Origin of the sequence: Pseudonocardia ammonioxydans (assembly GCF_900115005.1) — a bacterium.
In the GTDB taxonomy this organism is placed as follows: Bacteria; Actinomycetota; Actinomycetes; order Mycobacteriales; family Pseudonocardiaceae; genus Pseudonocardia; species Pseudonocardia ammonioxydans.
Genome location: NZ_FOUY01000036.1, coordinates 42,269 through 61,397, shown reverse-complemented (window position 1 = coordinate 61,397; position 19,129 = coordinate 42,269). Strand labels below are relative to the sequence as shown.

General features: G+C 73.9%; 20 protein-coding genes. 8 read left to right on the top strand and 12 right to left on the bottom strand.

From position 1 onward, the window contains the following. Nucleotides 1-434, bottom strand: a 434-nt coding sequence (locus BM093_RS36200; protein WP_177238720.1) for a sigma-70 family RNA polymerase sigma factor, incomplete at its 3' end; no start/stop codon positions are given. 286 nt (nucleotides 435-720) lie between these two features. Here BM093_RS36200 and BM093_RS26340 point away from each other — a divergent pair. Beyond that, nucleotides 721-1,635: a cation diffusion facilitator family transporter gene (locus BM093_RS26340; protein ID WP_093351566.1), complete on the top strand. Its 915-nt coding sequence runs from the start codon at nucleotides 721-723 to the stop codon at nucleotides 1,633-1,635. Here the strand turns inward: BM093_RS26340 and BM093_RS36195 are convergent. Beyond that, nucleotides 1,616-1,756: a hypothetical protein gene (locus BM093_RS36195; protein ID WP_177238719.1), complete on the bottom strand. Its 141-nt coding sequence runs from the start codon at nucleotides 1,754-1,756 to the stop codon at nucleotides 1,616-1,618. The genes BM093_RS26340 and BM093_RS36195 overlap by 20 nt on opposite strands. 407 nt (nucleotides 1,757-2,163) lie before the next feature. Between BM093_RS36195 and BM093_RS26335 the strand changes: the two genes are divergently transcribed. Then, a complete protein-coding gene (locus BM093_RS26335) occupies nucleotides 2,164-4,527 on the top strand; it encodes an HNH endonuclease signature motif containing protein (protein ID WP_093351561.1) in 2,364 nt (787 codons plus the stop codon). A 141-nt stretch (nucleotides 4,528-4,668) separates the two neighbouring features. Here the strand turns inward: BM093_RS26335 and BM093_RS26330 are convergent, their stop codons facing one another. Beyond that, the gene (locus BM093_RS26330; protein WP_093351557.1) at nucleotides 4,669-5,301 is read right to left on the bottom strand and encodes a protein-L-isoaspartate O-methyltransferase family protein; all 633 of its coding nucleotides are present in this window, start codon (nucleotides 5,299-5,301) and stop codon (nucleotides 4,669-4,671) included. A 158-nt stretch (nucleotides 5,302-5,459) separates the two neighbouring features. On the opposite strand from BM093_RS26330, the gene fdh reads away from it, so the two are divergent. The 4 genes from fdh to BM093_RS26310 are packed head-to-tail and all read left to right on the top strand — an operon-like array spanning nucleotide 5,460 to nucleotide 11,163. Then, nucleotides 5,460-8,681 (top strand): formate dehydrogenase, encoded by a 3,222-nt coding sequence (gene fdh / locus BM093_RS26325; protein WP_093351554.1) that lies wholly within the window; start codon nucleotides 5,460-5,462, stop codon nucleotides 8,679-8,681. Beyond that, on the top strand, nucleotides 8,682-9,626 hold the full coding sequence (locus BM093_RS26320; protein ID WP_093351551.1) for a 4Fe-4S dicluster domain-containing protein: 945 nt from the start codon (nucleotides 8,682-8,684) through the stop codon (nucleotides 9,624-9,626). Then, nucleotides 9,623-10,645 (top strand): NrfD/PsrC family molybdoenzyme membrane anchor subunit, encoded by a 1,023-nt coding sequence (gene nrfD, locus BM093_RS26315; RefSeq protein WP_093351547.1) that lies wholly within the window; start codon nucleotides 9,623-9,625, stop codon nucleotides 10,643-10,645. Before BM093_RS26320 ends, nrfD begins: the two co-directional genes overlap by 4 nt. Next, nucleotides 10,642-11,163, top strand: coding sequence for a hypothetical protein (locus tag BM093_RS26310; RefSeq protein ID WP_093351538.1), 522 nt, complete (start codon nucleotides 10,642-10,644; stop codon nucleotides 11,161-11,163). Before nrfD ends, BM093_RS26310 begins: the two co-directional genes overlap by 4 nt. Nucleotides 11,164-11,172: 9 nt before the next feature. On the opposite strand, the gene BM093_RS26305 is transcribed toward BM093_RS26310, so the two are convergent. The 8 genes from BM093_RS26305 to BM093_RS26270 form a co-directional block, all read right to left on the bottom strand. Continuing rightward, nucleotides 11,173-11,484 carry a YciI family protein gene (locus tag BM093_RS26305; protein WP_093351533.1) on the bottom strand — a complete coding sequence of 104 codons (312 nt, stop codon included), beginning with the start codon at nucleotides 11,482-11,484 and terminating at the stop codon, nucleotides 11,173-11,175. 57 nt (nucleotides 11,485-11,541) lie between these two features. After that, on the bottom strand, nucleotides 11,542-12,558 hold the full coding sequence (locus BM093_RS26300) for an NAD-dependent formate dehydrogenase (protein WP_093351529.1): 1,017 nt from the start codon (nucleotides 12,556-12,558) through the stop codon (nucleotides 11,542-11,544). After that, nucleotides 12,555-12,827: a hypothetical protein gene (locus tag BM093_RS26295; RefSeq protein WP_093351526.1), complete on the bottom strand. Its 273-nt coding sequence runs from the start codon at nucleotides 12,825-12,827 to the stop codon at nucleotides 12,555-12,557. The genes BM093_RS26300 and BM093_RS26295 overlap by 4 nt, the downstream gene beginning before the upstream one ends. An 8-nt stretch (nucleotides 12,828-12,835) precedes the next feature. Then, nucleotides 12,836-13,774, bottom strand: a complete 939-nt coding sequence (locus tag BM093_RS26290) for a LysR family transcriptional regulator (RefSeq protein ID WP_093351521.1) — start codon at nucleotides 13,772-13,774, stop codon at nucleotides 12,836-12,838. A 7-nt stretch (nucleotides 13,775-13,781) separates the two neighbouring features. After that, the gene (locus BM093_RS26285) at nucleotides 13,782-14,633 is read right to left on the bottom strand and encodes an HpcH/HpaI aldolase/citrate lyase family protein (RefSeq protein ID WP_093351517.1); all 852 of its coding nucleotides are present in this window, start codon (nucleotides 14,631-14,633) and stop codon (nucleotides 13,782-13,784) included. Next, nucleotides 14,630-15,802, bottom strand: coding sequence for an acyl-CoA dehydrogenase family protein (locus BM093_RS26280; protein ID WP_093351514.1), 1,173 nt, complete (start codon nucleotides 15,800-15,802; stop codon nucleotides 14,630-14,632). Before BM093_RS26280 ends, BM093_RS26285 begins: the two co-directional genes overlap by 4 nt. Before the next feature lie 45 nt (nucleotides 15,803-15,847). Beyond that, entirely contained in the window at nucleotides 15,848-16,762 is a 915-nt protein-coding gene (locus tag BM093_RS26275; RefSeq protein WP_093351510.1) for an HTD2 family dehydratase, read from the bottom strand. Between the two features lie 81 nt (nucleotides 16,763-16,843). Next, nucleotides 16,844-17,443, bottom strand: coding sequence for a TIGR03086 family metal-binding protein (locus BM093_RS26270; protein ID WP_093351506.1), 600 nt, complete (start codon nucleotides 17,441-17,443; stop codon nucleotides 16,844-16,846). Nucleotides 17,444-17,497: 54 nt separating this feature from the next. Between BM093_RS26270 and BM093_RS26265 the strand changes: the two genes are divergently transcribed. Continuing rightward, the gene (locus BM093_RS26265) at nucleotides 17,498-17,941 is read left to right on the top strand and encodes a MarR family winged helix-turn-helix transcriptional regulator (protein WP_093351502.1); all 444 of its coding nucleotides are present in this window, start codon (nucleotides 17,498-17,500) and stop codon (nucleotides 17,939-17,941) included. A gap of 4 nt (nucleotides 17,942-17,945) precedes the next feature. Here the strand turns inward: BM093_RS26265 and BM093_RS26260 are convergent, their stop codons facing one another. Continuing rightward, nucleotides 17,946-18,398: an Lrp/AsnC family transcriptional regulator gene (locus BM093_RS26260; RefSeq protein WP_093351498.1), complete on the bottom strand. Its 453-nt coding sequence runs from the start codon at nucleotides 18,396-18,398 to the stop codon at nucleotides 17,946-17,948. 82 nt (nucleotides 18,399-18,480) lie between these two features. On the opposite strand from BM093_RS26260, the gene BM093_RS26255 reads away from it, so the two are divergent. Beyond that, a complete protein-coding gene (locus BM093_RS26255; RefSeq protein WP_093351493.1) occupies nucleotides 18,481-19,122 on the top strand; it encodes a LysE family translocator in 642 nt (213 codons plus the stop codon). Nucleotides 19,123-19,129: the final 7 nt, after the last annotated feature.

Here is a 19,129-nt window from a genome sequence, read left to right as displayed (position 1 = left end):
AGCACGACCGTCGCCTTGTTGATGCTGACCCCCAGCTCCTTGAGGTCGCGGGGGACCCGCAGCGCCCAGCTGTGGTCGCGCAGGTAGCGCAGGATTTCCCCGCGGACGCTCGGGACCAGGTAGCCGAGGGGGCCACCGGTGGCGGCGTCCGGGTCGTACCGGTCGAGCGCCTTGATCAGCCCGAGGGTCGCCGCCTGCTCGAGGTCCTCCGAGGAGTGGGCCGCGGTGAGGTAGCGGCGGCTGAGGTTGCGCACGAGCGGGAGGAACTCGCAGATGAGCCGGTCGCGCAGGGGACCGCGCTCCGGGTCGTCGGCGGCGAGCCGGGCGAGCCGGCGCAGATCCGGCCCGAGGTCGTCGTAACCGTTCGGGCCGTCGCGACGGGACGCCTGGCTCCGCTGCGTCCGTTCGGACGGGATACGTGTGGAAGTGCGCACGGACAGCTCCGGGTTCGAGTCGGATACCGGGTCCGCTGCGTCGTTCAACGGAGCCGGACCGCGGCCCACCGGCGCCCGGGTTCCTCGACCCGAGGCCCGGCGCCGATCGTTCGGTCCGGTCAGGACCACGGTAGGAAGACCGCTGGACCGACGCAACCGCTGGCGCTCCCCGGCGGCGGCAGGACCCTCCGTACCCCCTCGCGCCGCCCGGCCCGCACCTCCACCCGTCGTGCCGCTCCGGTTGCGCCACACTGGGTCGAGGCGTCCGATGTGGCCGGGAGGGCCGATGCGCACCGAACAGCAGGCACTGCGGGTCTCCTTCGTCGCGATCCTGGCGTTCTGCGCCCTGGGGATCACCTTCGGCCTGGTCAGCGGGTCCGGGGCGATCGTCTTCGACGGCGTGGTCTCGCTCGTGGACGCCGCGATGTCGGTGGTGTCGATCGTCGTCGCCGGGCTGATCGCCCGCTCCACCGCGGACGGCCTGTCGACGGCGACGACCCGGCGTTTCACGATGGGTTTCTGGCACTTCGAGCCGATGGTCCTGGCGGTCAACGCGCTGCTGCTGCTCGCGGTCGCGGCCTACGCCGTCGTCCAGTCGGTCGCGACGATCCTGGCCGGTGGCCGGGACGTCGCGTTCGGGCCGGCGCTGGTCTACGCGGTGCTCGTGCTGGTGCTGACGACGACGGTCGGCCTGGTGGAGCACCGCGCCAACCGGCGGATCGGGTCGGCTCTCGTCGCGATGGACGTCAAGGGCTGGCTCGTCTCCGGTGCCGTGACGGGGGCGCTGCTGGTGGCGTTCGCGGTGGCGCTGCTGCTGGAGGGGACGTCGGGGGAGTGGCTGCGGCCCTATGTCGACCCCGCGGTCCTGATGGTGGTGGCGCTGGCGCTGCTGCCGGTGCCGATCCCGACGCTGCGCCGCGCCGTCGCCGAGATCGCGCTGGTCACGCCCCCGGAACTGCGGGAGGAGGCCGACCGGGCCGCCGCCGAGGTCGAGGCGGCCGAGGGGTTCGCCGGGCACCGCGTGTACGTGGCCCGGGTCGGCCGGGCCCGGCAGGTGGAGATGGTGTTCCACGTTCCCGCCGGGCTGCCGGCGCGGCCGCTGGAGGACTGGGACCGCATCCGCGCCGGCGTGGAGGAGCGGCTGGGGCGGGGCGAGCCGGACGCCTGGATCACCGTGTCGTTCACGACCCGGTGGGAGTGAGGGCGCGGCTCCTGCGGCCCGAGCCGGCCTCCTCGTTCTCCACGGTGGGAGCCCTCGCGCTCGCGAACAGGGCGATGTCGAACGCCGGGATCCCGCCGCCCGGGTCGGCTGTTCGGGGCACGGTGTGAGCGCACGGCCGAGTGGGAGGTGGCGTCGCTCCCCGAGCGGCCCCCGGCTCCCCGAGGGGCCCCGGCTCCGCGAGCGGATCCCGCGAGGGTTCGTCCCACGGGAGGGCCGTCCCGGGAGAAGCCGCACCGGGACGGTCGCCCGGGCCGCCTTCCGACCGGATCGTCCAGCTGTCCGGTGCGTGCGTTGCCGGCACGGCCGCGATCCGGTCGAGCGCCTTCCGCACGGCCGGCGCGTCGTCGCACCGTGGTGCGGTCGTCGTGCGCGCGGCGCTGCTGTACCTGCTCAGGGTTACGGCCGAACGGGTGATTTCGCGCCCGACAGGTGCACTGAAGTGTCCCTCGGTTTCCCCTGACCGGTCAGGGCCCCGAAACTGTCGGGGGTCGAGCGTATGTTCGAACCATGGAGTTGGGGCAGGCGATCCCGGAGGGGCTGGCGGCGATGCCGCCGGGCCCCGGCCTGGGCACTGTCCTGGCCGGGATCGACCTCGCGCGGGTGTGCAACGACGACATCGACGAGGTGATGCTCGCCCACTCCCGGCAGCTGTCCCACCACCAGGCGCACATGTTCGCCGCCATCTCCGAGGTCGTGCACCGCCGCCCCTTCGCCGGAAAGATGGAGATCCGCCGCGGGGCGCTCCCCGACCAGTACGGCTCGGACGAGATCCGGTTCGCACTCGCCTGGAACCGCCGCGCCGCCGAGTACGAGATGAGCCTCGCAGTCACCCTGGTGTCCGATCTTCCGCAGGTGCAGGCCTCCCTGTGCCAGGGCCGGATCGACCGGACCAAGGCGCGGGTGTTCGCCCAGCACCTCGCCGACCTGCCTGAGGCGCAGCGCACCGCGATCTGCGAGGCGGTGCTGCCGCAGGCACCGAAGTTGACGACCGGGCAGATCGGGGAGCGGATCAAGCGGCTGATCCTCGAACTCGATCCGGCCTACTACGAGCGGCGTTACCGCAAGGCGATCCGCGACCGGCTGGTGGTGGCGTATCTGAGCGAGAACGGCACCGCGGTCATCTGCGCCGAGGGGTTGCCCGCGGAGGAGGCGGCTGCGGCGTGGGAGCGTCTGGATGCGTTGGCGAAGGCGGCGCGGCGGGATGGGCATCCGGGATCGCTCGACCAGATCCGCGCCGACCTCGTCCTCGGTCTGCTCGACGGGTCGCTGCACGGCCTGGATCGGGCCGGGATCCTGCGGGCGTTGATGGCGCGTTTCGCCGGTCACGCCGACGGGCCCGCTGCCGGGAATGACGTCGACAAGCCCGCCGCCGGTAGCCCGGCCGCGGGCCGCCCCGCCGCCGACAGCGCTGCCCCCGGCGGCCCGGCCTCCAGCGGCCGCGCCCCCGGCAGCAGCCCCGCCTCCGGCAACACCGCCTTCGGCAGCACCGGCTCCGGTGACTCCACGACCGGCACTCCGGCGGCAGACGCTCCCGAGCCCGATGCACCTGCCCCGGAAGGACCCGTGCCCGACGGTCCTGCGCCCGCCGGCCCCGGAACTGAGGCCCCGGACTCCGACAGCATCGCCCCGGGCACTTCCGGCTCAGATGGCTCCGGCGCGAGCTCGGGCTCGAGCGGCTCCGACTCGGACACGGCCCCGGACGCGGCCCCGGACTCGGACTCGGACTCGGACTCGGAGGATCCTGACTCCGACGACCAGGGGCCGGGCGGCCCCGGATCCGGTGGCCCCGGACCGGGCCCGGGCCCCTCGGGTCCCAGGCCCGGCGGCCCGAACGGGGGTGGCGCACCCACGCCACCCCCGGAACCCGACCCCGGACCACCGATCACGGTCCGGCCACCACGCAGCGGCCACGGCACCGGCGCCGGGAAGACCGCCGGTGTCGGGGCGCCCGCCGGTGTCGGGACCGAGGTCCGTGTCCCCTTGAGCACCATGCTCGGCCTCGACCAACGCGCCAGCGAACTCCCCGGCTGGGGACCGGTCCCCGCCAGCGCCGCGCGACGTCTCGTCGCCCGCCAGCACCGCGCCCAATGGCGCTGGGTCGTCGTCGACGACCACGGCCACCTGCTCGCCGAAGGCATCACCCGACACCGCCCGGTCCCGCGCAACCGCAACGGGCCACCCGGCGGGATCGTCGAACTCCACATCCCCGCCACCCAGCTCGCTACTTTGGCTGCCGAGGCCGCCGAGCACGGCGGGTGGGCGAAAGTGATCACCGACATCGCCGAGCAGTACCGGCACCACACCGCACAGGACGACCCCGGCGCGGCCCTCGACGACCGGCCCGAGGCCCGGTTCCCGCACGCGGCGCTGCGTCGCCATACCGAGGTGCGTGATCGCACGTGTGTCGGGCCGGGCTGCCGGACGTCGTCGCGGCGCTGCGACCAGGACCACACGATCGACCACCACCACGGTGGTCCGACCGTGCGGGCCGGGTTGGGGCCGCTGTGCCGGCATGATCACTTGTTGAAGACGGAGGGCCACTGGCGGCTCGAGCAGCCTGAGCCGGGGCGGTTCGTCTGGACCAGCCCGTTGAAACGTCGGTACCGGGTCGAGCCGGAACCGATCCTGCCGCCGCCGATCACACCGGTACCGCGCGCGGACGACCCGCGCTTCGACGAGCCCGCACCCGGGCCGGTCTACGCCGAGGACGAACAGCCCAACCTGCACTCTCCGGATCGCGGCCCGCCCGAACGCGACGACGCACTGCCCTCCGAAGGCACACGCCGCAACGGTGTGCTGAAGACGAACGGTGTGCCGGACACCGAGGCCGGGACCGGCAACGGCCTGGATGAGGACCCGCCTCCGTTCTGACCCCGGACTCCGTGGATCCCGGCCGGCCGGGTCGCCGCGTTCCCGCTGGGCGCCGGCCAGGACCGGGCCGTGGTGCGGGTGACCGACCGCGCCCTCGACGGTCCGCCGCCCGCCGGAGGCGACGCCCCGAGGCCTGGCCTCTCACCCGTCGGTGCCCCGTACCAGTGGAACGAACGAAACGGGCGCGAGATCGACGGTCTCGCCGTCGCGGTACCGGACGAGGCTCCCGGAGCGGTCGTCGCCCACCGGACACACCAGACTCCCGCCCGGCGCCAACTGCTCGATCAGCTCGGGCGGGATCTCCCGGTAGGCCATGGCGGTCACCACGATCCCGTCGAACGGCCCGAACCCGGCGCCCGCGGTCACCCCGTCACCGGTGAGCACCCGGACACCGGGGGAGAGGTCGCGCAGCAGGTCCCGGGCGTCCTCGGCGAGGACGGCGTCGCGCTCCACGGTCACGACCTCACCGACGCACTTCGCGAGGACCGCGGCCGCGTACCCCGAACCGGTGCCGACCTCGAGGACGCGTGCGTCCGGACCGACCTGCAGCGCGTCGATGCTGGCGGCCACGATCCACGGTGAGGAGATGGTCTGGCCGCGACCGATGGCCAGGGCGGTGTCGTCGTGGGCGCGAGACTCGTCGCCGGTGGCGACGAAGCGCTCCCGCGGGACCCGGCCGACCGCGTCCAGCACCCGCCCGTCGGTGATCCCCTGGGTGCGCAGCCGGGCGACCAGGTCCGCCCGAGGGGTGGTGGCATCGGCGGCGTCGGACATGCCGCTGCGATACCTCGGTCCCGCGGGGCCGAAACGCGGCGCCCCGGAACACGGCGGCCCGGAACGCGGCGGGGCCGGTACGCGGCGGGACCCGGGGCCGGCGAGATCCGAGGCGTTCGATCGTGTTTGGACTCCGTCCAACAGGGAAGGCGGACAGCGTGGGCATGCGTGAGTGGGTGCAGTCGTGGCCGGTCCGCCGCCAGCTGAGCGGGCGCGACCCGCTCGGGAGGGGGGCGGCGGCACGGTCCGCGGGCACCGACCGGAAGACCGCACGCACCAGCACCGCGGACGGCGTCACGAAGTCGATCTGCCCGTTCTGCGCGGTCGGCTGCGGGCAGAACATCTACACCGAGAACGGCCGGGTCACCCACGTCGAGGGCGATCCGGACTCGCCCATCAGCCGCGGACGACTCTGCCCCAAGGGCTCGTCCACGCTGTCGCTCGTCACCTCCCCGCTGCGCCCGACCACGGTGCGCTACCGGCGCCCGCACGGCACCGAGTGGGAGGACCTCGACCTCGACACCGCCCTGGACATGATCACCGACCGGGTACTGGAGACGCGCCGGCGCACCTGGGAGGACGTCGACGACCAGGGCCGGCACCTGCACCGCACTCTCGGCATCGCGAGCCTCGGAGGAGCGACCCTCGACAACGAGGAGAACTACCTCATGAAGAAGCTCTACACCGCGATGGGCGCGGTACAGGTGGAGAACCAGGCCCGCATTTGACACTCCTCCACGGTTCCCGGTCTGGGAGCCTCCTTCGGTCGCGGCGGCGCGACGAACTACCAGCAGGACCTGGTGAACTCCGACTGCATCGTCATCCAGGGCTCGAACATGGCCGAGGCCCATCCGGTGGGCTTCCAGTGGGTGATGGAGGCGAAGCGGCGTGGCGCGACGGTGATCCACGTCGACCCGCGGTTCACCCGCACCTCGGCGGTGGCGGACCTGCACGTACCGATCCGTGCGGGTACCGACATCGCGCTGCTCGGCGGGCTGATCCGGCACGTCATCGAGACGGGGACGTACTTCGAGGACTACATGCGGTCCTACACCAACGCCCCGATGCTCGTCGGTGAGGACTTCCGCGACACCGAGGACCTCGACGGCGTGTTCTCCGGCTACGACCCGGAGACCGGCAGCTACGACGTGCTCAGCTGGCAGTACGAGGGCGCCGAGGTCGAGGCGTCGGCCGGGTTCCGCGACGAGCGCACCATGGTCCAGGAGCACGAGCACGCCGAGATCGCCGGCTCCGGCGGCGCCCCGTTCTCCGGTACCCCGAGCCGCGACGACACGCTGCAGCACCCGCGCTGCGTGTTCCAGGTGTTGCGCCGCCACTACGCGCGCTACACCCCGGAGACGGTCGAGCAGGTCTGCGGGATCGACCAGGACACGTTCCACCGGCTGGCCGAGGCCCTGACGTCGAACTCGGGCCGGGAGCGGACCGCGGCGTTCTGCTACGCCGTCGGCTGGACCCACCACACCGTCGGTGTGCAGTACATCCGGGCGGCGTCGATCCTGCAGAGCCTGCTGGGCAACATCGGCCGGCCCGGCGGCGGCATCCTCGCGTTGCGCGGGCACGCGTCGATCCAGGGCTCCACCGACATCCCGACGCTGTTCGACCTGCTGCCCGGCTACATCCCGATGCCGCACGCCCACCAGGACCAGGACCTCGACACGTTCATCGAGTTCAACGCGGGCAACAAGGGCTTCTGGGGACACATGGACACCTACCTGGTGAGCCTGCTCAAGGCCTGGTTCGGGGACGCGGCCACCGCGGACAACGACTTCTGCTTCGACCACCTGCCGAGGCTGACCGGCAACCACTCGTCGTTCCCGACGGTGATGGCCCAGGCCCGCGGCGAGGTCCCCGGCTACTTCGTGATCGGGGAGAACCCGGCCGTCGGGACCGCGAACTCCAAGCAGCAGCGGCTGGGGCTGGCCAACCTGGAGTGGCTGGTCGTCCGCGACCTCAACATGATCGAGACGGCGACGTTCTGGAAGGACGGGCCGGAGATCGAGACCGGTGAGCTGCGCACCGAGGACATCGGTACCGAGGTGTTCTTCCTGCCGGCGGCCAACCACACGGAGAAGGACGGCACGTTCACCAACACCCAGCGGCTGCTGCAGTGGCACCACAAGGCCGTCGAGCCGCCGGGGGACTGCCGCAGCGACCTCTGGTTCTACTACGAGCTGGGCAAGCGGCTGAAGGCCCGGCTCGCGGACTCCACCGATCCGAGCGACCGGCCGTTGCAGGACCTGACCTGGGACTATCCGGTCGAGATCGGTCCGACCGGGATCGCCGAACCGAGCGCGGAGGCGGTGCTGCGGGAGATCAACGGGACCGACGCCGACGGTGACGCGCTGTCGTCCTACCTGGAGATGAAGGCCGACGGGACGACCTCCGGCGGCTGCTGGATCTACACCGGGGTCTACGCCGACGAGGTCAACCAGTCGGCGCGGCGCAGGCCCGGCGGCGAGCAGGATCTGCTCGCGCTGGAGTGGGGCTGGGCGTGGCCGATGAACCGCCGGGTGCTCTACAACCGCGCCTCCGCGGATCCCGAGGGCCGGCCGTGGAGCGAGCGCAAGAAGCTGATCTGGTGGGACGGCGAGCGATGGACCGGTCCGGACGTCCCCGACTTCCCGGTGAACCTCTCGCCCGACCACCGACCGGAACGCGAGGACGCCGGTGCCGAGTCGATCGCCGGGGACGAGCCGTTCGTGATGCAGAGCGACGGCCGGGCCTGGCTCTACGCACCGGCCGGGCTGCTCGACGGGCCCATGCCGGCGCACTACGAGCCGCAGGAGTCGCCGGTGCCCAACGTGCTCTACCCGAAGCACCGGGCGAACCCGGCGCGCGAGGAGTTCGCCCGTCCGGAGAACCCCTACAACCCGCCCGGCGACCACTTCCCGTACGTGTTCACCACGTTCCGGGTGACCGAGCACCACACCGCGGGCGGGATGAGCCGCTGGACCCCGCACCTGAACGAGCTGTTCCCGGAGATGTTCCTGGAGGTCTCGCCCGAGCTCGCCGCCGAGCGGGGCCTGGTGAACAACGACTGGGCGCACGTCGTCACCACCCGGTCCGCGGTCGAGGGACGGGTCGTGGTCACCGAGCGGGCGAAGCCGCTGCGGGTGGCCGACGGCAGCGGGGGCACCCGCGTCATCCACCAGATCGGGGTGCCCTGGCACTGGGGGCCGAACGGGCTGGCCACCGGGGACGCGGCCAACGAGCTGCTCTCGGTGGCGCTCGACCCGAACGTGCACATCATGGAGACCAAGGCCGCGACCTGCGACATCCGCCCCGGGCGGCGTCCGCGCGGGCCGGACCTGGTCGCGTTCCTCGCCGATCGCCGGCGCGCCGCCGGCCTGGAGGAGTGAATGGGAGCGAACTCGTGGTACGGGCCGCTGGCGGACCCGAGCGCCGACGCCGGTTACGGCGCCGACCATCCGGAACGGGTCGGGTTCTTCACCGACACCAGCGTGTGCATCGGGTGCAAGGCCTGCGAGGTGGCCTGCAAGGAGTGGAACGCGCTGCCCGCCGACGGCGTCGCCGAGCAGGGCGCCGGCGGTGACGTCCTGGGTATGGCCGGGATGGGCTACGACAACACCGGCGGGCTCGGTGCCTCCACCTACCGCCACGTGGCGTTCGTCGAGCAGCGCGTGCCGGCCACCCGCTCGGCGCAGACCGACCTGGACATGCCGTCGATGGACCTGCCGGGGGCGGTGACCTCCGGCGAGGACCGGGGCGACGCCACCGAGGTGCGCTGGCTGATGTCGTCGGACGTGTGCAAGCACTGCACCCACGCCGCCTGCCTCGACGTCTGCCCGACCGGGTCGCTGATCCGCACCGAGCACGGCACCGTGCTGGTGCAGGAGGACATCTGCAACGGCTGCGGCTACTGCATCCCCGCCTGCCCGTACGGCGTGATCGACCAGCGCAAGGGCGACGGCCGCGCGTTCAAGTGCACGATGTGCCAGGACCGCCTGGGCGCGGGGCTGCAGCCCGCGTGCGCGACCGCCTGCCCGACCGAGTCGATCCAGTTCGGACCGCTCGACGAGCTGCGGGCCCGCGCCGACGAGCGCCTCGCATCGCTGCAGGAGCAGGGGGTGACCGAGGCCCGGCTCTACGGCCACGACCAGGACGACGGTGTCGGCGGCGACGGTGCGTTCTTCCTGCTGCTCGACGAACCCGAGGTGTACGGGCTGCCGCCGGACCCGGTGGTGACGACCCGGGACCTGCCGTCGATGTGGCGCCACGCGGCGGCGGCCGCGCTGACCGTGGCCGCGACCGTGGGTGCGGCGTTCCTGGGAGGCCGGCGATGACCGCGCAGGTACCTGCCGAGCGCCGCCGCCGCAGCCGGGGCGGTCGCGGCGAGCAGCTGATGGTGCCCGACGCCGACTTCCGCAGCTATCACGACCGCCCGATCATCAAACCGCCGGTGTGGAAGGTGCCCGACGTCCCCGCCTACCTCTACCTCGGCGGGACGGCCGGGGTCGCGGCGTCGCTGGCGGCACTGGCCGACCTCACCGGGCGGGCCGGGCTGCGCCGCAGCGGGCGGCTCGTCGCCGCCGGCGGCGCGGTCACGTCGGTGGCGTTCCTGATCCACGACCTGGGGCGCCCGGAACGCTTCCTCAACATGATGCGGGTGATCAAGCCGACCTCGCCGCTGTCGGTCGGCTCGTGGATCCTCGCCCCGTTCGGCACCGCCACCGGCGCGGCCGCGGCCTCCGAGGTGACCGGGCTGCTGCCCGGGGCCGGGCGGGTCGCCGGGCTCGCCGGTGGCGTCCTCGGCCCGGCGATGACCACCTACACCGCGGTCCTGCTGGCCGACACCGCGGTGCCCGGCTGGCACGAGGCGTACCGGGAGCTGCCGTTCGTGTTCGCGGGCTCGGCGCTCGCCGCGGGCGGCGGGTCGGCGCTGGTCGCCGGGCACGGTGACGGCCCGCCCCGCCGGGTCGCGGTCGCGGGGGCGGCGCTGGAGCTGGCCGCGACCCACCGGCTGGAGACGGCGATCGGGATGAGTGCGCACGCCTACCGCACCGGGCGGGCCGGGCGGGTGCTGCGGGCCGCGCGGGCGGCGACCGTGGCCGGGGTGGCGGCGGCGCTGGCCGGGCCGGTCGTCGACCGGGTCGGCCGCCGCTCGCCGCGCCGGCGGCGCCTGCTCGACGCCGCCGCGGGGCTGCTGCTCAACGCGGGATCGGCCGCGACCCGCTGGGGGGTGTTCGACGCCGGGATGGCCACCGCCTGGGACCCGGCCTACACCGTCGTCCCGCAGCGGGAGCGGCTCGCCGCCCGCGAGGCCGGTGACGGGAGCGCGCCGGGCGCTACCGTGGACCGATGACCGGCGGTGATTCCAGGAACGCTGCTTCCGATGCCGCCATCGGGCCGCTCGATCTCGGTGCGCTCGCCACCGCGATGCGCTCGTACCGGATGGCCTACCTGCTCACCCACGGGCCGTCGCCGTATCCGCACGCGGTCGCGGTGACGGTGACCGCGGCCGGCGACACGCTGGAGATCGCCGACGCCGGCCGCCGCAGTCGCTCCCACATCGAGGCCGGGAGCACCGAGGCCGGGAGCACCGGGGCCGGGACACCGGTCACCCTGCTGTGGCCGCCCACCGACCCGGACGGGCACAGCCTCATCGTCGATGCCGACGCCGAGCTCGACGGCGAGCGGGTGCGGGCCCGGCCGCGCCGGGCCGTCCTGCACCGCGCCCTTCTCGGCCCGGCGCCGGAGCACGGCTGCACGGCCGACTGCGTCGAGCTCCTGCCGACCGACGCGCAGCCGGCCCCAGCACAGTCCACCGCAGCGCAGCCGGCCGCAGCACAGTCCACCGGCGAGCCGGCCCACCGGTCCTGAGCGCCGGAGCTAGTCGGCCTGCTCGGTGAACGCCCCGGCCAGCGGCCCCAGCGGCGGCGCCCACTCGTGCACCTGCGACTTCGTGACCACCCCGGCCAGCACGTACGGGTCGTCGGCCACCAGGCCGTGGACGGCGTCCTTGTCGGCGGCCCGGAAGATCAGCAGGCCGCCGGCGGGCTCGCCGGGCACCCAGGCACCGGCGACGAGCAGGTGGCCGGAGTCGGCCAGACCCCGCAGGTACTCGCGGTGCGCGGGCCGGGTCTCGTTGAGCAGATCGGCGTTGTCGCCGTAGGTGTAGACGACCGCGACGGTGACGGACATGGGCGGGTCCTTCCTCGAGAAGATCACGACGGACCGGCCCAGTATCCGCGCCGTCGCTCAGCCCTCGGGTGCGGCCACCACGTAGTCCTCCGGGACCGGGGCCCCGTCCAGGTGGGCGTCGAGGATCTCGGCCACGCCGTCGGCGATCCGGCGCTGAGCCTCCACCGTCATCCCGGAGTAGTGGATGGTCATCGCCTGCCGTGGCATGTCCCGCCACGGGTGGTCGGCCGGGGCGGGCTGCGGGTACCAGGTGTCGCCGGCGTACCCGCCGAGCCGGCCGGACGCGCACGCCTCGCGGACGGCCCCGGCATCGGCGATCGCCCCGCGGGCGGTGTTCACCAGCCAGGAACCGGGCCGCATCGCGGCCAGCCGGTCGGCGTCGAACAGCGCGGTGCTGCCGGACATCAGCGGCAGCGCCGCGCAGATCACGTCCGATCCGGCGATGAGGTCGTCCAGCCGCGCGTACCGCACGCCCAGCGTGGCCTCCTCGGCCGGGCTGCGGCGGTGCCGGGCGTGGTAGAGCGTCGTCACGTCGAACGGCTTGAGCCGCAGCGCGGTGCGGGCGCCGATCGCACCGAGCCCGATCATGCCGACGGTCTTGCCCTCCAGGTCGTGCGCCTCCTGCGCGACCTCGGCGACGTCCCAGCGTCCCTCGCCGACCTGCCGGTGCGCGGGCACGAAGTTGCGCACCAGCGCCAGGATCTGCAGCACGTTGTGCTCGGCGACGCTGACCACGTTGGAGCCGGTGACCTCGGCGACGGTGATCCCGCGCTCGGTGGCGGCGTCGGCGTCGACGTGGTCCGAGCCGACCCCGGCGGTGATCACCAGCTTCAGCTCCCTCGCCGCCTCGATCCGGTCGCGGCCCAGGTAGACCGGCCAGAACGGGGTGGTGATCAGCACCTCGGCGTCGGTGAGCAGCGCGTCGAGCTCATCACCGGTCGCGTCGGTGCTGACGAGCTCGTGTCCGGCCTGGACGAGCCGGTCGCCCAGGTCGAGACCGCGGGCGGCGCTGGCGACGACGTCGGGGTGCCGGTCGGGATGGTCGTCCGGGTACAGCACGGCGACGACCTTCACGCGCGTCCTCCCTGCTCGTCGGCGTCGTCCGGGGTGCGGGCCTCGGCGCCGGTCTCACCGGCGAAGCCCTCGTCGTGACCGGTGACCCGGCCGACGTACTCACCGGTCGCCCCGGTCCCGGTGGTGGCTGCGGCGTCGCCGGCCTCCGAGTCGCCGGTACCGGTGGGCCGCGCGGTGGCCACGTTCGGGTCCGGTTCGACGTCCTCGGCCGGCCCGTGGCCGCGCAGGCGGTCCACCATGCGCTTGAGCTTGGACGGTTCGGAAGCCATGCCCCCGCCTACCAGCGAACGGCGCCCGCCAAACCCCCGTCGTGCCCGGCGACGGCCCCGGGGCCGTCGTGGAACCGGGCGGCGACGAACCCGGCGAACCGCTGCGCCACCGGCGGCAGCGGGCGCTCCCGCAACCGGGCCAGCCCGATCATGCGGTGCGCGGAGTCGTCGGTGAGCGGCAGGTAGCGGACCCCCGGCTCGGCCCGGTGCGGCCGCGGCTGCGGCACGATCGCGACGCCCAGAGCGGCGGCGACGAAGCCCTCCAGCGTCCCGATCTCGGTGCTCTCGAACGCGAACCGCGGGGTGAACCCGGCCCGCGCACACAGCTCGTCGGTGAGCCTGCGCAGCCCGATCGGCGCCCGCAGCGTGACGAACGGTTCGTCGCCCGCCTCGGCCAGCCCGACCCGCTCGCGGTCCGCGAGCCGGTGCTCGTCGGGCACGGCCAGACACAGCTGCTGGCGGTACAGCCCGGTCCAGGCGAGCTCCGGGTCCTCCGGGCGCGGTGCGGTCAGCCCGATGTCGGCGCGTCCGGCGAGGACGTGCCCGACGATCTCGTGCCCGGCCGCCTGGGTGAGCTCGAACCGCACGCCGGGGGCCTGCGCCCGGTAGGCGCGCAGGATCTCCGGCAGCAGGCCCGCGGCGATCGAGTGCAGGAACGCGAGCCGGATCGTGCCGCGGTCCGGGTCGCGCAGCGTCGCGATGCGCTCCTCGGCGGCGGCGAGCTCGGCCAGGCCGCGGCGGGCGTGCTCCAGCATGATCACGCCGAACGGGTTGAGCCGCAGCCGCCGGTTGACCCGGTCGAACAACGGCGCGCCGACCCGGCGTTCGAGCCGGGCCAGCGCGCGCGACAGGGTGGGCTGGGCGAGCGAGAGCCGCTCGGCGGCCCGCGTCATGTGCTCGGTCTCGGCGAGCACGACGAACCACTCCAGCTCGTCCACCGTCGTCACCCGGTCATCATGTCACCACGTCCGATGCGTGCGGGTCATCGGCGCCGGCCTGGCGCAGCACCTCGCGGGCGTGCGCGAGGACCGGTGCGTCGATCATGCGTCCCTGCCAGCGGAACACCCCGCCGCCGTACTCCTCGGCGGCGGTGAGCACCGCGCGGGCGTCGGCGACCTCGTCCTCGGTGGGCAGGAACGCCTCGCGGACCACCTCGACCTGCTTGGGGTGGATGCAGGCCTTCGCGGCGTACCCGGCGGCCACGGCGGCCGTGCTGTCGGCGCGCAGGGTGTCCAGGTCGTCGATGGCGACCAGCACGGTGTCGATCGGGACGGCACCACCGGCGCGGGCGGCGTAGAGGATCCGGGTGCGGGCCTCCTCCACCGCGGGCCGGTACCCGCCGCCGGGGGCGCGGCCGGGCCGCCCGCCCAGGTCGGCGACGAGGTCCTCGCTGCCCCACATCAGCGCGGTGCAGTTCTCCGCCTGCGCGATCTCGGGGGCGGCCAGGACGCCGCGGGCGGTCTCGCACAGCGCGACCACCGGCCGCGGCGCCAGCGCGGTCACGTCGGCGGCGCTCGCGGCCATCGGCAGCATCACCGCGACGTCCGGGTGGGCGGCCAGCGCGGCGACGTCGTCGTCGTGCCACGGGGTGCCGGGCGCGTTGACCCGCACCAGCGTCGCGGCCGGGTCCAGCTCGGCCAGGGCGGCGACGACGGCCTCGCGGGCGGCGTCCTTGCCGTCCGGGCCGACCGCGTCCTCCAGGTCCAGGATGACGGTGTCGGCCGCGGCGGCGGCCTTGGCGAACCGTTCGGGGCGGTTGCCGGGGCAGAACAGCAGGGCCGGGCCCCGGAGCCGGTGCGCGCTCACGTCCGGTCCAGCCCGCCGCGCTTGACCAGCTGCGCGGCGATGACGTTGCGCTGGATCTCGTTGGTGCCCTCGCCGACGATCATCAGCGGGGCGTCGCGGAAGTAGCGTTCGACGTCGAACTCGGTCGAGTAGCCGTAGCCGCCGTGGATCCGCACGGCGTTGAGCGCGACCTCCATCGCGATCTCGGAGGTGAACAGCTTGGCCATGCCCGCCTCCATGTCGCAGCGCTCACCGGCGTCGTACTTCCCCGCGGCGTAGAGGATGAGCTGGCGGGCGGCGGTGATCTTGGTGGCCATGTCGGCGAGGTAGTTGCCCACCGACTGGTGCTGCCAGATCGGCTTGCCGAAGCTCTCGCGTTCCTGGGAGTAGCGCAGGGCGTCGGTCAGTGCGGCGTCGGCGACGCCCAGCGCGCGCGAGGCGACCTGGATCCGCCCGGTCTCGAGGCCCTTCATCATCTGGCCGAAGCCCTTGCCGGGCGTGGTGCCGAGGACGGCGTCGGCGGGCACCCGCATGTCCTCGAAGACCAGCTCGCAGGTCTCGACGCCCTTGTAGCCGAGCTTGTGCAGGTCCTTGGAGACGGTCAGCCCGGGGCCGTGCTCGACGAGCAGGACCGAGATGCCGCGGTGCTTCGGCTCCGCGGCCGGGTCGGTCTTGCACAGCAGGGCGATCAACCCGGAGCGGCGCGCGTTGGAGATCCACGTCTTGGACCCGTTGACCACGTAGTGGTCGCCGTCGGGGGACGACTCGAGGCGGGCGTGGGTGGCCATGTTCTGCAGGTCCGAGCCGCCGCCGGGCTCGGTGAGCGCCATCGTGGCGCGCAGCTCGCCGGTGGCCATCCGGGGCAGGTAGCGGTCCTGCTGCTCCCGGGTCCCGAACTCGACGAGCAGCTTGGCGACCACGGTGTGCCCGCCCATGGCGCCGGCCAGGCTCATCCAGCCGCGCGCGAGCTCGGCGGTGACCAGGGCGTAGCACGGCATCGACACCGGGGCCTCGCCCCAGGGCTCGGGGATCGCGAGCCCGTAGATGCCGAGCTCCTTCATCTGCTCGATCCACTTCTCGGGGTACTCGTCGCGCTGCTCGACCTCGTTGACCGCGGGCTTCACCTCCCGGTCGACGAAGTCGCGCACGGTGTCGACGACGGCCTGCTCCTCGGTGCTCAGCACACCCATCTCGGTTCTCTCTCCTGCTGCTGTGCGGTCGGGGGAAGTCGGGGGTCAGCGGAACTCGGCGGTGGCGGTCAGCGAGGGCAGCACGTGCTCGGCGGCCACGGCGAGCGTGGCCCGGTCCGTCCCGCCGTCGCCGTCACCGCTGCCGTGCTCGCGGTCGCCGGACGCGACGATCGTCGACGGCAGGAACGCCGGCCGGGTGAGCCGGTACTCGAACCGGGACACGGTGTCGCCGGGGGCGTACCGGCGGGGCAGCTCCAGCGCGAGCAGCGCCAGCAGCGGACCGTGGATCACCAGGTCCGGGTAGCCCTCGACGGTCGTCGTGTACGGGTGGTCGTGGTGGATGCGGTGCCCGTTGTAGGTCAGCGCGCTGAACCGCGACAGCAGCACCGAGTCGGTCGGGCGCCGCAGCTGCCAGGCGCCGCCGGGGGCGGGCTGGTCGGCGTCCGGGCGTGGGATCGTCCGGCGCTCGGCGCCCTCCGGCTCGGAGCGGTAGACGATGTCCTGCTCCTCGACGGCGGCGACGTCGCCGCCCGCCCCGGGACCCACGCCCAGCTCGGTGCGGACGGTGACGAACAGCATCTCGCCGGACCGGCCGGACTTCGGGGTGATCGAGGTGACCTCGGAGCGGCTGTGCAGCTCGGAACCGACCGGGATCGGCGCGTGCCACTGCAGCCGGCCGCCGGCGAACATCCGGCGCCGGCCCGGGATCGGCGGCAGGAGCGGACCGTCGGCCGGGTGGCCGTCCTCGCCGATCTCGGCCGTGCGCGGGTGGGGGAGCAGATAGAACCAGTGCCACATCGGGGGGAGCGGGTCGCCGTCGTCGAGCGCCGGGGGGTCGGCGTCGATCAGGTCCGCGAACGCGGCGGCGGGCCAGGGATCCACCCGGCGGCTGCTCGTCACGACCGGGGGGTGCCAGTCCTGCACCAGGTCGGCGAGGCGTGCTGCGGGGCTCTCGGGCATGCCCTGCAGTCTGACCGGTCGCGGGCCGATGAGGGAAATGACGATCGAGTGGCGTACCCATGTGTCCGGCGCATGGCCCGGCTACCGGGGCGCGCGGCCGTAGAGCGCCAGGACCCGTTCCAGCGCCGTGGCCCCGGCCGGGGGCTCGCGCCGCGGCCCGAACGGTGCGCCGGGGGCGTCGCGTCCGGTGTCGGGGATCTGCTCGCCGATCCGGGTCGCGAGCGTGACCAGTTCGGCGGACGGGTCGATGCCGGCACCGAGGGCCGAGGCGACGTCCCAGGCGTGGAGCAGGGAGTCGATCGTGTGCATCGTGGTCGCCTGGGCCGCCGTGAACGTCTGCTCCCGGGAGAGCTCCGGCAGGCACAGTGCCCGGTCGGTGACGCCCGGGGCGGCGAGCGCGCGGACGACGAGGTCCGACGAGGCCTGGTGGTCGGCGACCGGGTCGGCGCGGTACGCCCCGGTGGTCCACACCCGCTCGTCGGCACCGTCGCCGTCCGCGGCGGCGGCGAAGCCCCGGTTCTGGACGGTCATGTGGTCGAGCAGGGTCGCCAGGTCCCAGCCGTCGCACGGGGTGGGCAGCTCCAGGTGCGCACGAGTGACGTGGCGGACGGCGTCGACGGTGAGCCCGACGGCTTCGGCGTGCAGCGCGGGCAGGGCGGCGGCATCTGAATCAGTAAGCATGAGCCTATGATGCGCGATCGCATATCATAGGTGCAACGCGATTACTGTGGCCCCATGAGCGCGGAGCGACGTCCGGACCTGGCCGCGATGCTGTTCCCGCTGGGCCGGGCCCTGGTCGCGCTGGAGGAGCCGATCCTCGCCGAGCACGACCTGGGGATGTGGGCCTACGCGGTGCTGGCCGGGCTGGGTGACGGCCCGGTCCGGACGCAGGCCGCGCTCGCCGAGGCGATCGGTGCCGACAAGTCCCGGGTGATCGCCGTCCTCGACGACCTGCAGGCCCGCGAGCTGATCGAGCGGCGCCCCGACCCGGCGGACCGGCGGGTCCGCCTGGTCTCCCTGACCCCGGCCGGTCGGCGGCTGCGCGACCGCGTGCAGGACGCGATCCAGCACGCCGAGCAGCGCTACCTCGAGGTGCTGCCGGCGGGGGACCGGGAGGCGTTCCTGCGGTCCCTGCGGACCCTCGCGCGGGCGGTGCGCGCGGGCCGACGCACGAGCTGAGCGGTCACAGCGGCAGCCCGCGGTCCTCGACGACGCTCTTCATCACCAGCGTCGAGGACAGCCGCTGCACCCCGGGGAGGGTGGTCAGGCGCTCGTCGTAGAGCTGCTGGAACGCCGGCAGGTCGCGGGTGATGACCCGCAGCAGGTAGTCGGGGTCGCCGAAGAGCCGTTGCGCCTGCACGACGTGCTCGATGTCGGCGACCGCCCGCTCGAACGCCGCGACCGTGTCCCGGACGGCCTCGTGCATCGTGACGAACACCAGCGCGTCGAAGCCGAGGCCGAGCGCCCGGGCGTCGAGCTGGGCGCGGTAGCCGGAGATCGCGCCCGAGCCCTCCAGCGCCCGCAACCGGCGGTGGCACGGGGACACGCTCAGCTGCACCCGCTCGGCGAGGTCGGTGACGGTCAGCCGCCCGTCGGCCTGCAGTTCGGCAAGAATCTTCCGGTCGATGGCGTCCACGGCGCAGAAGTTTGCCCGGACCACGGCCTGTTGCGGTAGGAACGGGAACACCTCGCGGCCGGTTCTTCCTACGCTCGACGGTGTGGCGATCGGCAGCATGTTCGGGTTCTGGGGACTGTCCTTCCTCCTCGTGCTGACCCCCGGGGCGGACTGGGCGTACATGATCCGCGCCGGGCTGCGCGGGCGGGCGGTGCTGCCGTCGCTGGCCGGGCTGCTCGCGGGCCACCTCGCACTCGTTGCCCTCGTCGCGGCCGGTGTCGCCGCGCTCGTGGCCCGCCGTCCGGAGGTGCTCGCCGTGCTGACCGTCCTCGGGGCCGCCTACCTGGTGTGGCTCGGGGTCGGCGCGCTGCTGCGCCCGGCCGGGCCGGTGGCGGTCACGGTGGACGGCAGCGGCTCCCGGATCGGCTCCCGGGTCGGCTCTGGGATCGGCGAGGCGGTGCGCGGGGCCGGGGTCAGCGGGCTCAACCCCAAGGTGCTGCTGCTGTTCCTGGCGGTGCTGCCGCAGTTCACCGACCCGGGCGGCGGGTGGTCGCTCGGGCTCCAGATCCTGCTGCTCGGCCTGGTGCACGTCGTCGGGTGCGCCGCGGTCTACGCCGGTGTCGGAGTCGGTGCCCGGGCCGTGCTGGCGGCCCGGCCCGCCGCGGCCCGGGTGCTCTCCCGCTGCTCCGGCGCCCTGATGGCGCTGCTCGGCGTCGCGCTGCTGGCCGGGCAGCTCGTGGGCTGACCGGGCG

Coding starts and splice junctions, on each gene's coding strand:
- BM093_RS26340 (WP_093351566.1), top strand. CDS start 721: ATGCGCACCGAACAGCAGGCACTGCGGGTCTCCTTCGTCGCGATCCTG.
- BM093_RS26335 (WP_093351561.1), top strand. CDS start 2,164: ATGGAGTTGGGGCAGGCGATCCCGGAGGGGCTGGCGGCGATGCCGCCG.
- BM093_RS26330 (WP_093351557.1), bottom strand. CDS start 5,301: ATGTCCGACGCCGCCGATGCCACCACCCCTCGGGCGGACCTGGTCGCC.
- BM093_RS26320 (WP_093351551.1), top strand. CDS start 8,682: ATGGGAGCGAACTCGTGGTACGGGCCGCTGGCGGACCCGAGCGCCGAC.
- nrfD (WP_093351547.1), top strand. CDS start 9,623: ATGACCGCGCAGGTACCTGCCGAGCGCCGCCGCCGCAGCCGGGGCGGT.
- BM093_RS26310 (WP_093351538.1), top strand. CDS start 10,642: ATGACCGGCGGTGATTCCAGGAACGCTGCTTCCGATGCCGCCATCGGG.
- BM093_RS26305 (WP_093351533.1), bottom strand. CDS start 11,484: ATGTCCGTCACCGTCGCGGTCGTCTACACCTACGGCGACAACGCCGAT.
- BM093_RS26295 (WP_093351526.1), bottom strand. CDS start 12,827: ATGGCTTCCGAACCGTCCAAGCTCAAGCGCATGGTGGACCGCCTGCGC.
- BM093_RS26280 (WP_093351514.1), bottom strand. CDS start 15,802: ATGGGTGTGCTGAGCACCGAGGAGCAGGCCGTCGTCGACACCGTGCGC.
- BM093_RS26275 (WP_093351510.1), bottom strand. CDS start 16,762: ATGCCCGAGAGCCCCGCAGCACGCCTCGCCGACCTGGTGCAGGACTGG.
- BM093_RS26270 (WP_093351506.1), bottom strand. CDS start 17,443: ATGCTTACTGATTCAGATGCCGCCGCCCTGCCCGCGCTGCACGCCGAA.
- BM093_RS26265 (WP_093351502.1), top strand. CDS start 17,498: ATGAGCGCGGAGCGACGTCCGGACCTGGCCGCGATGCTGTTCCCGCTG.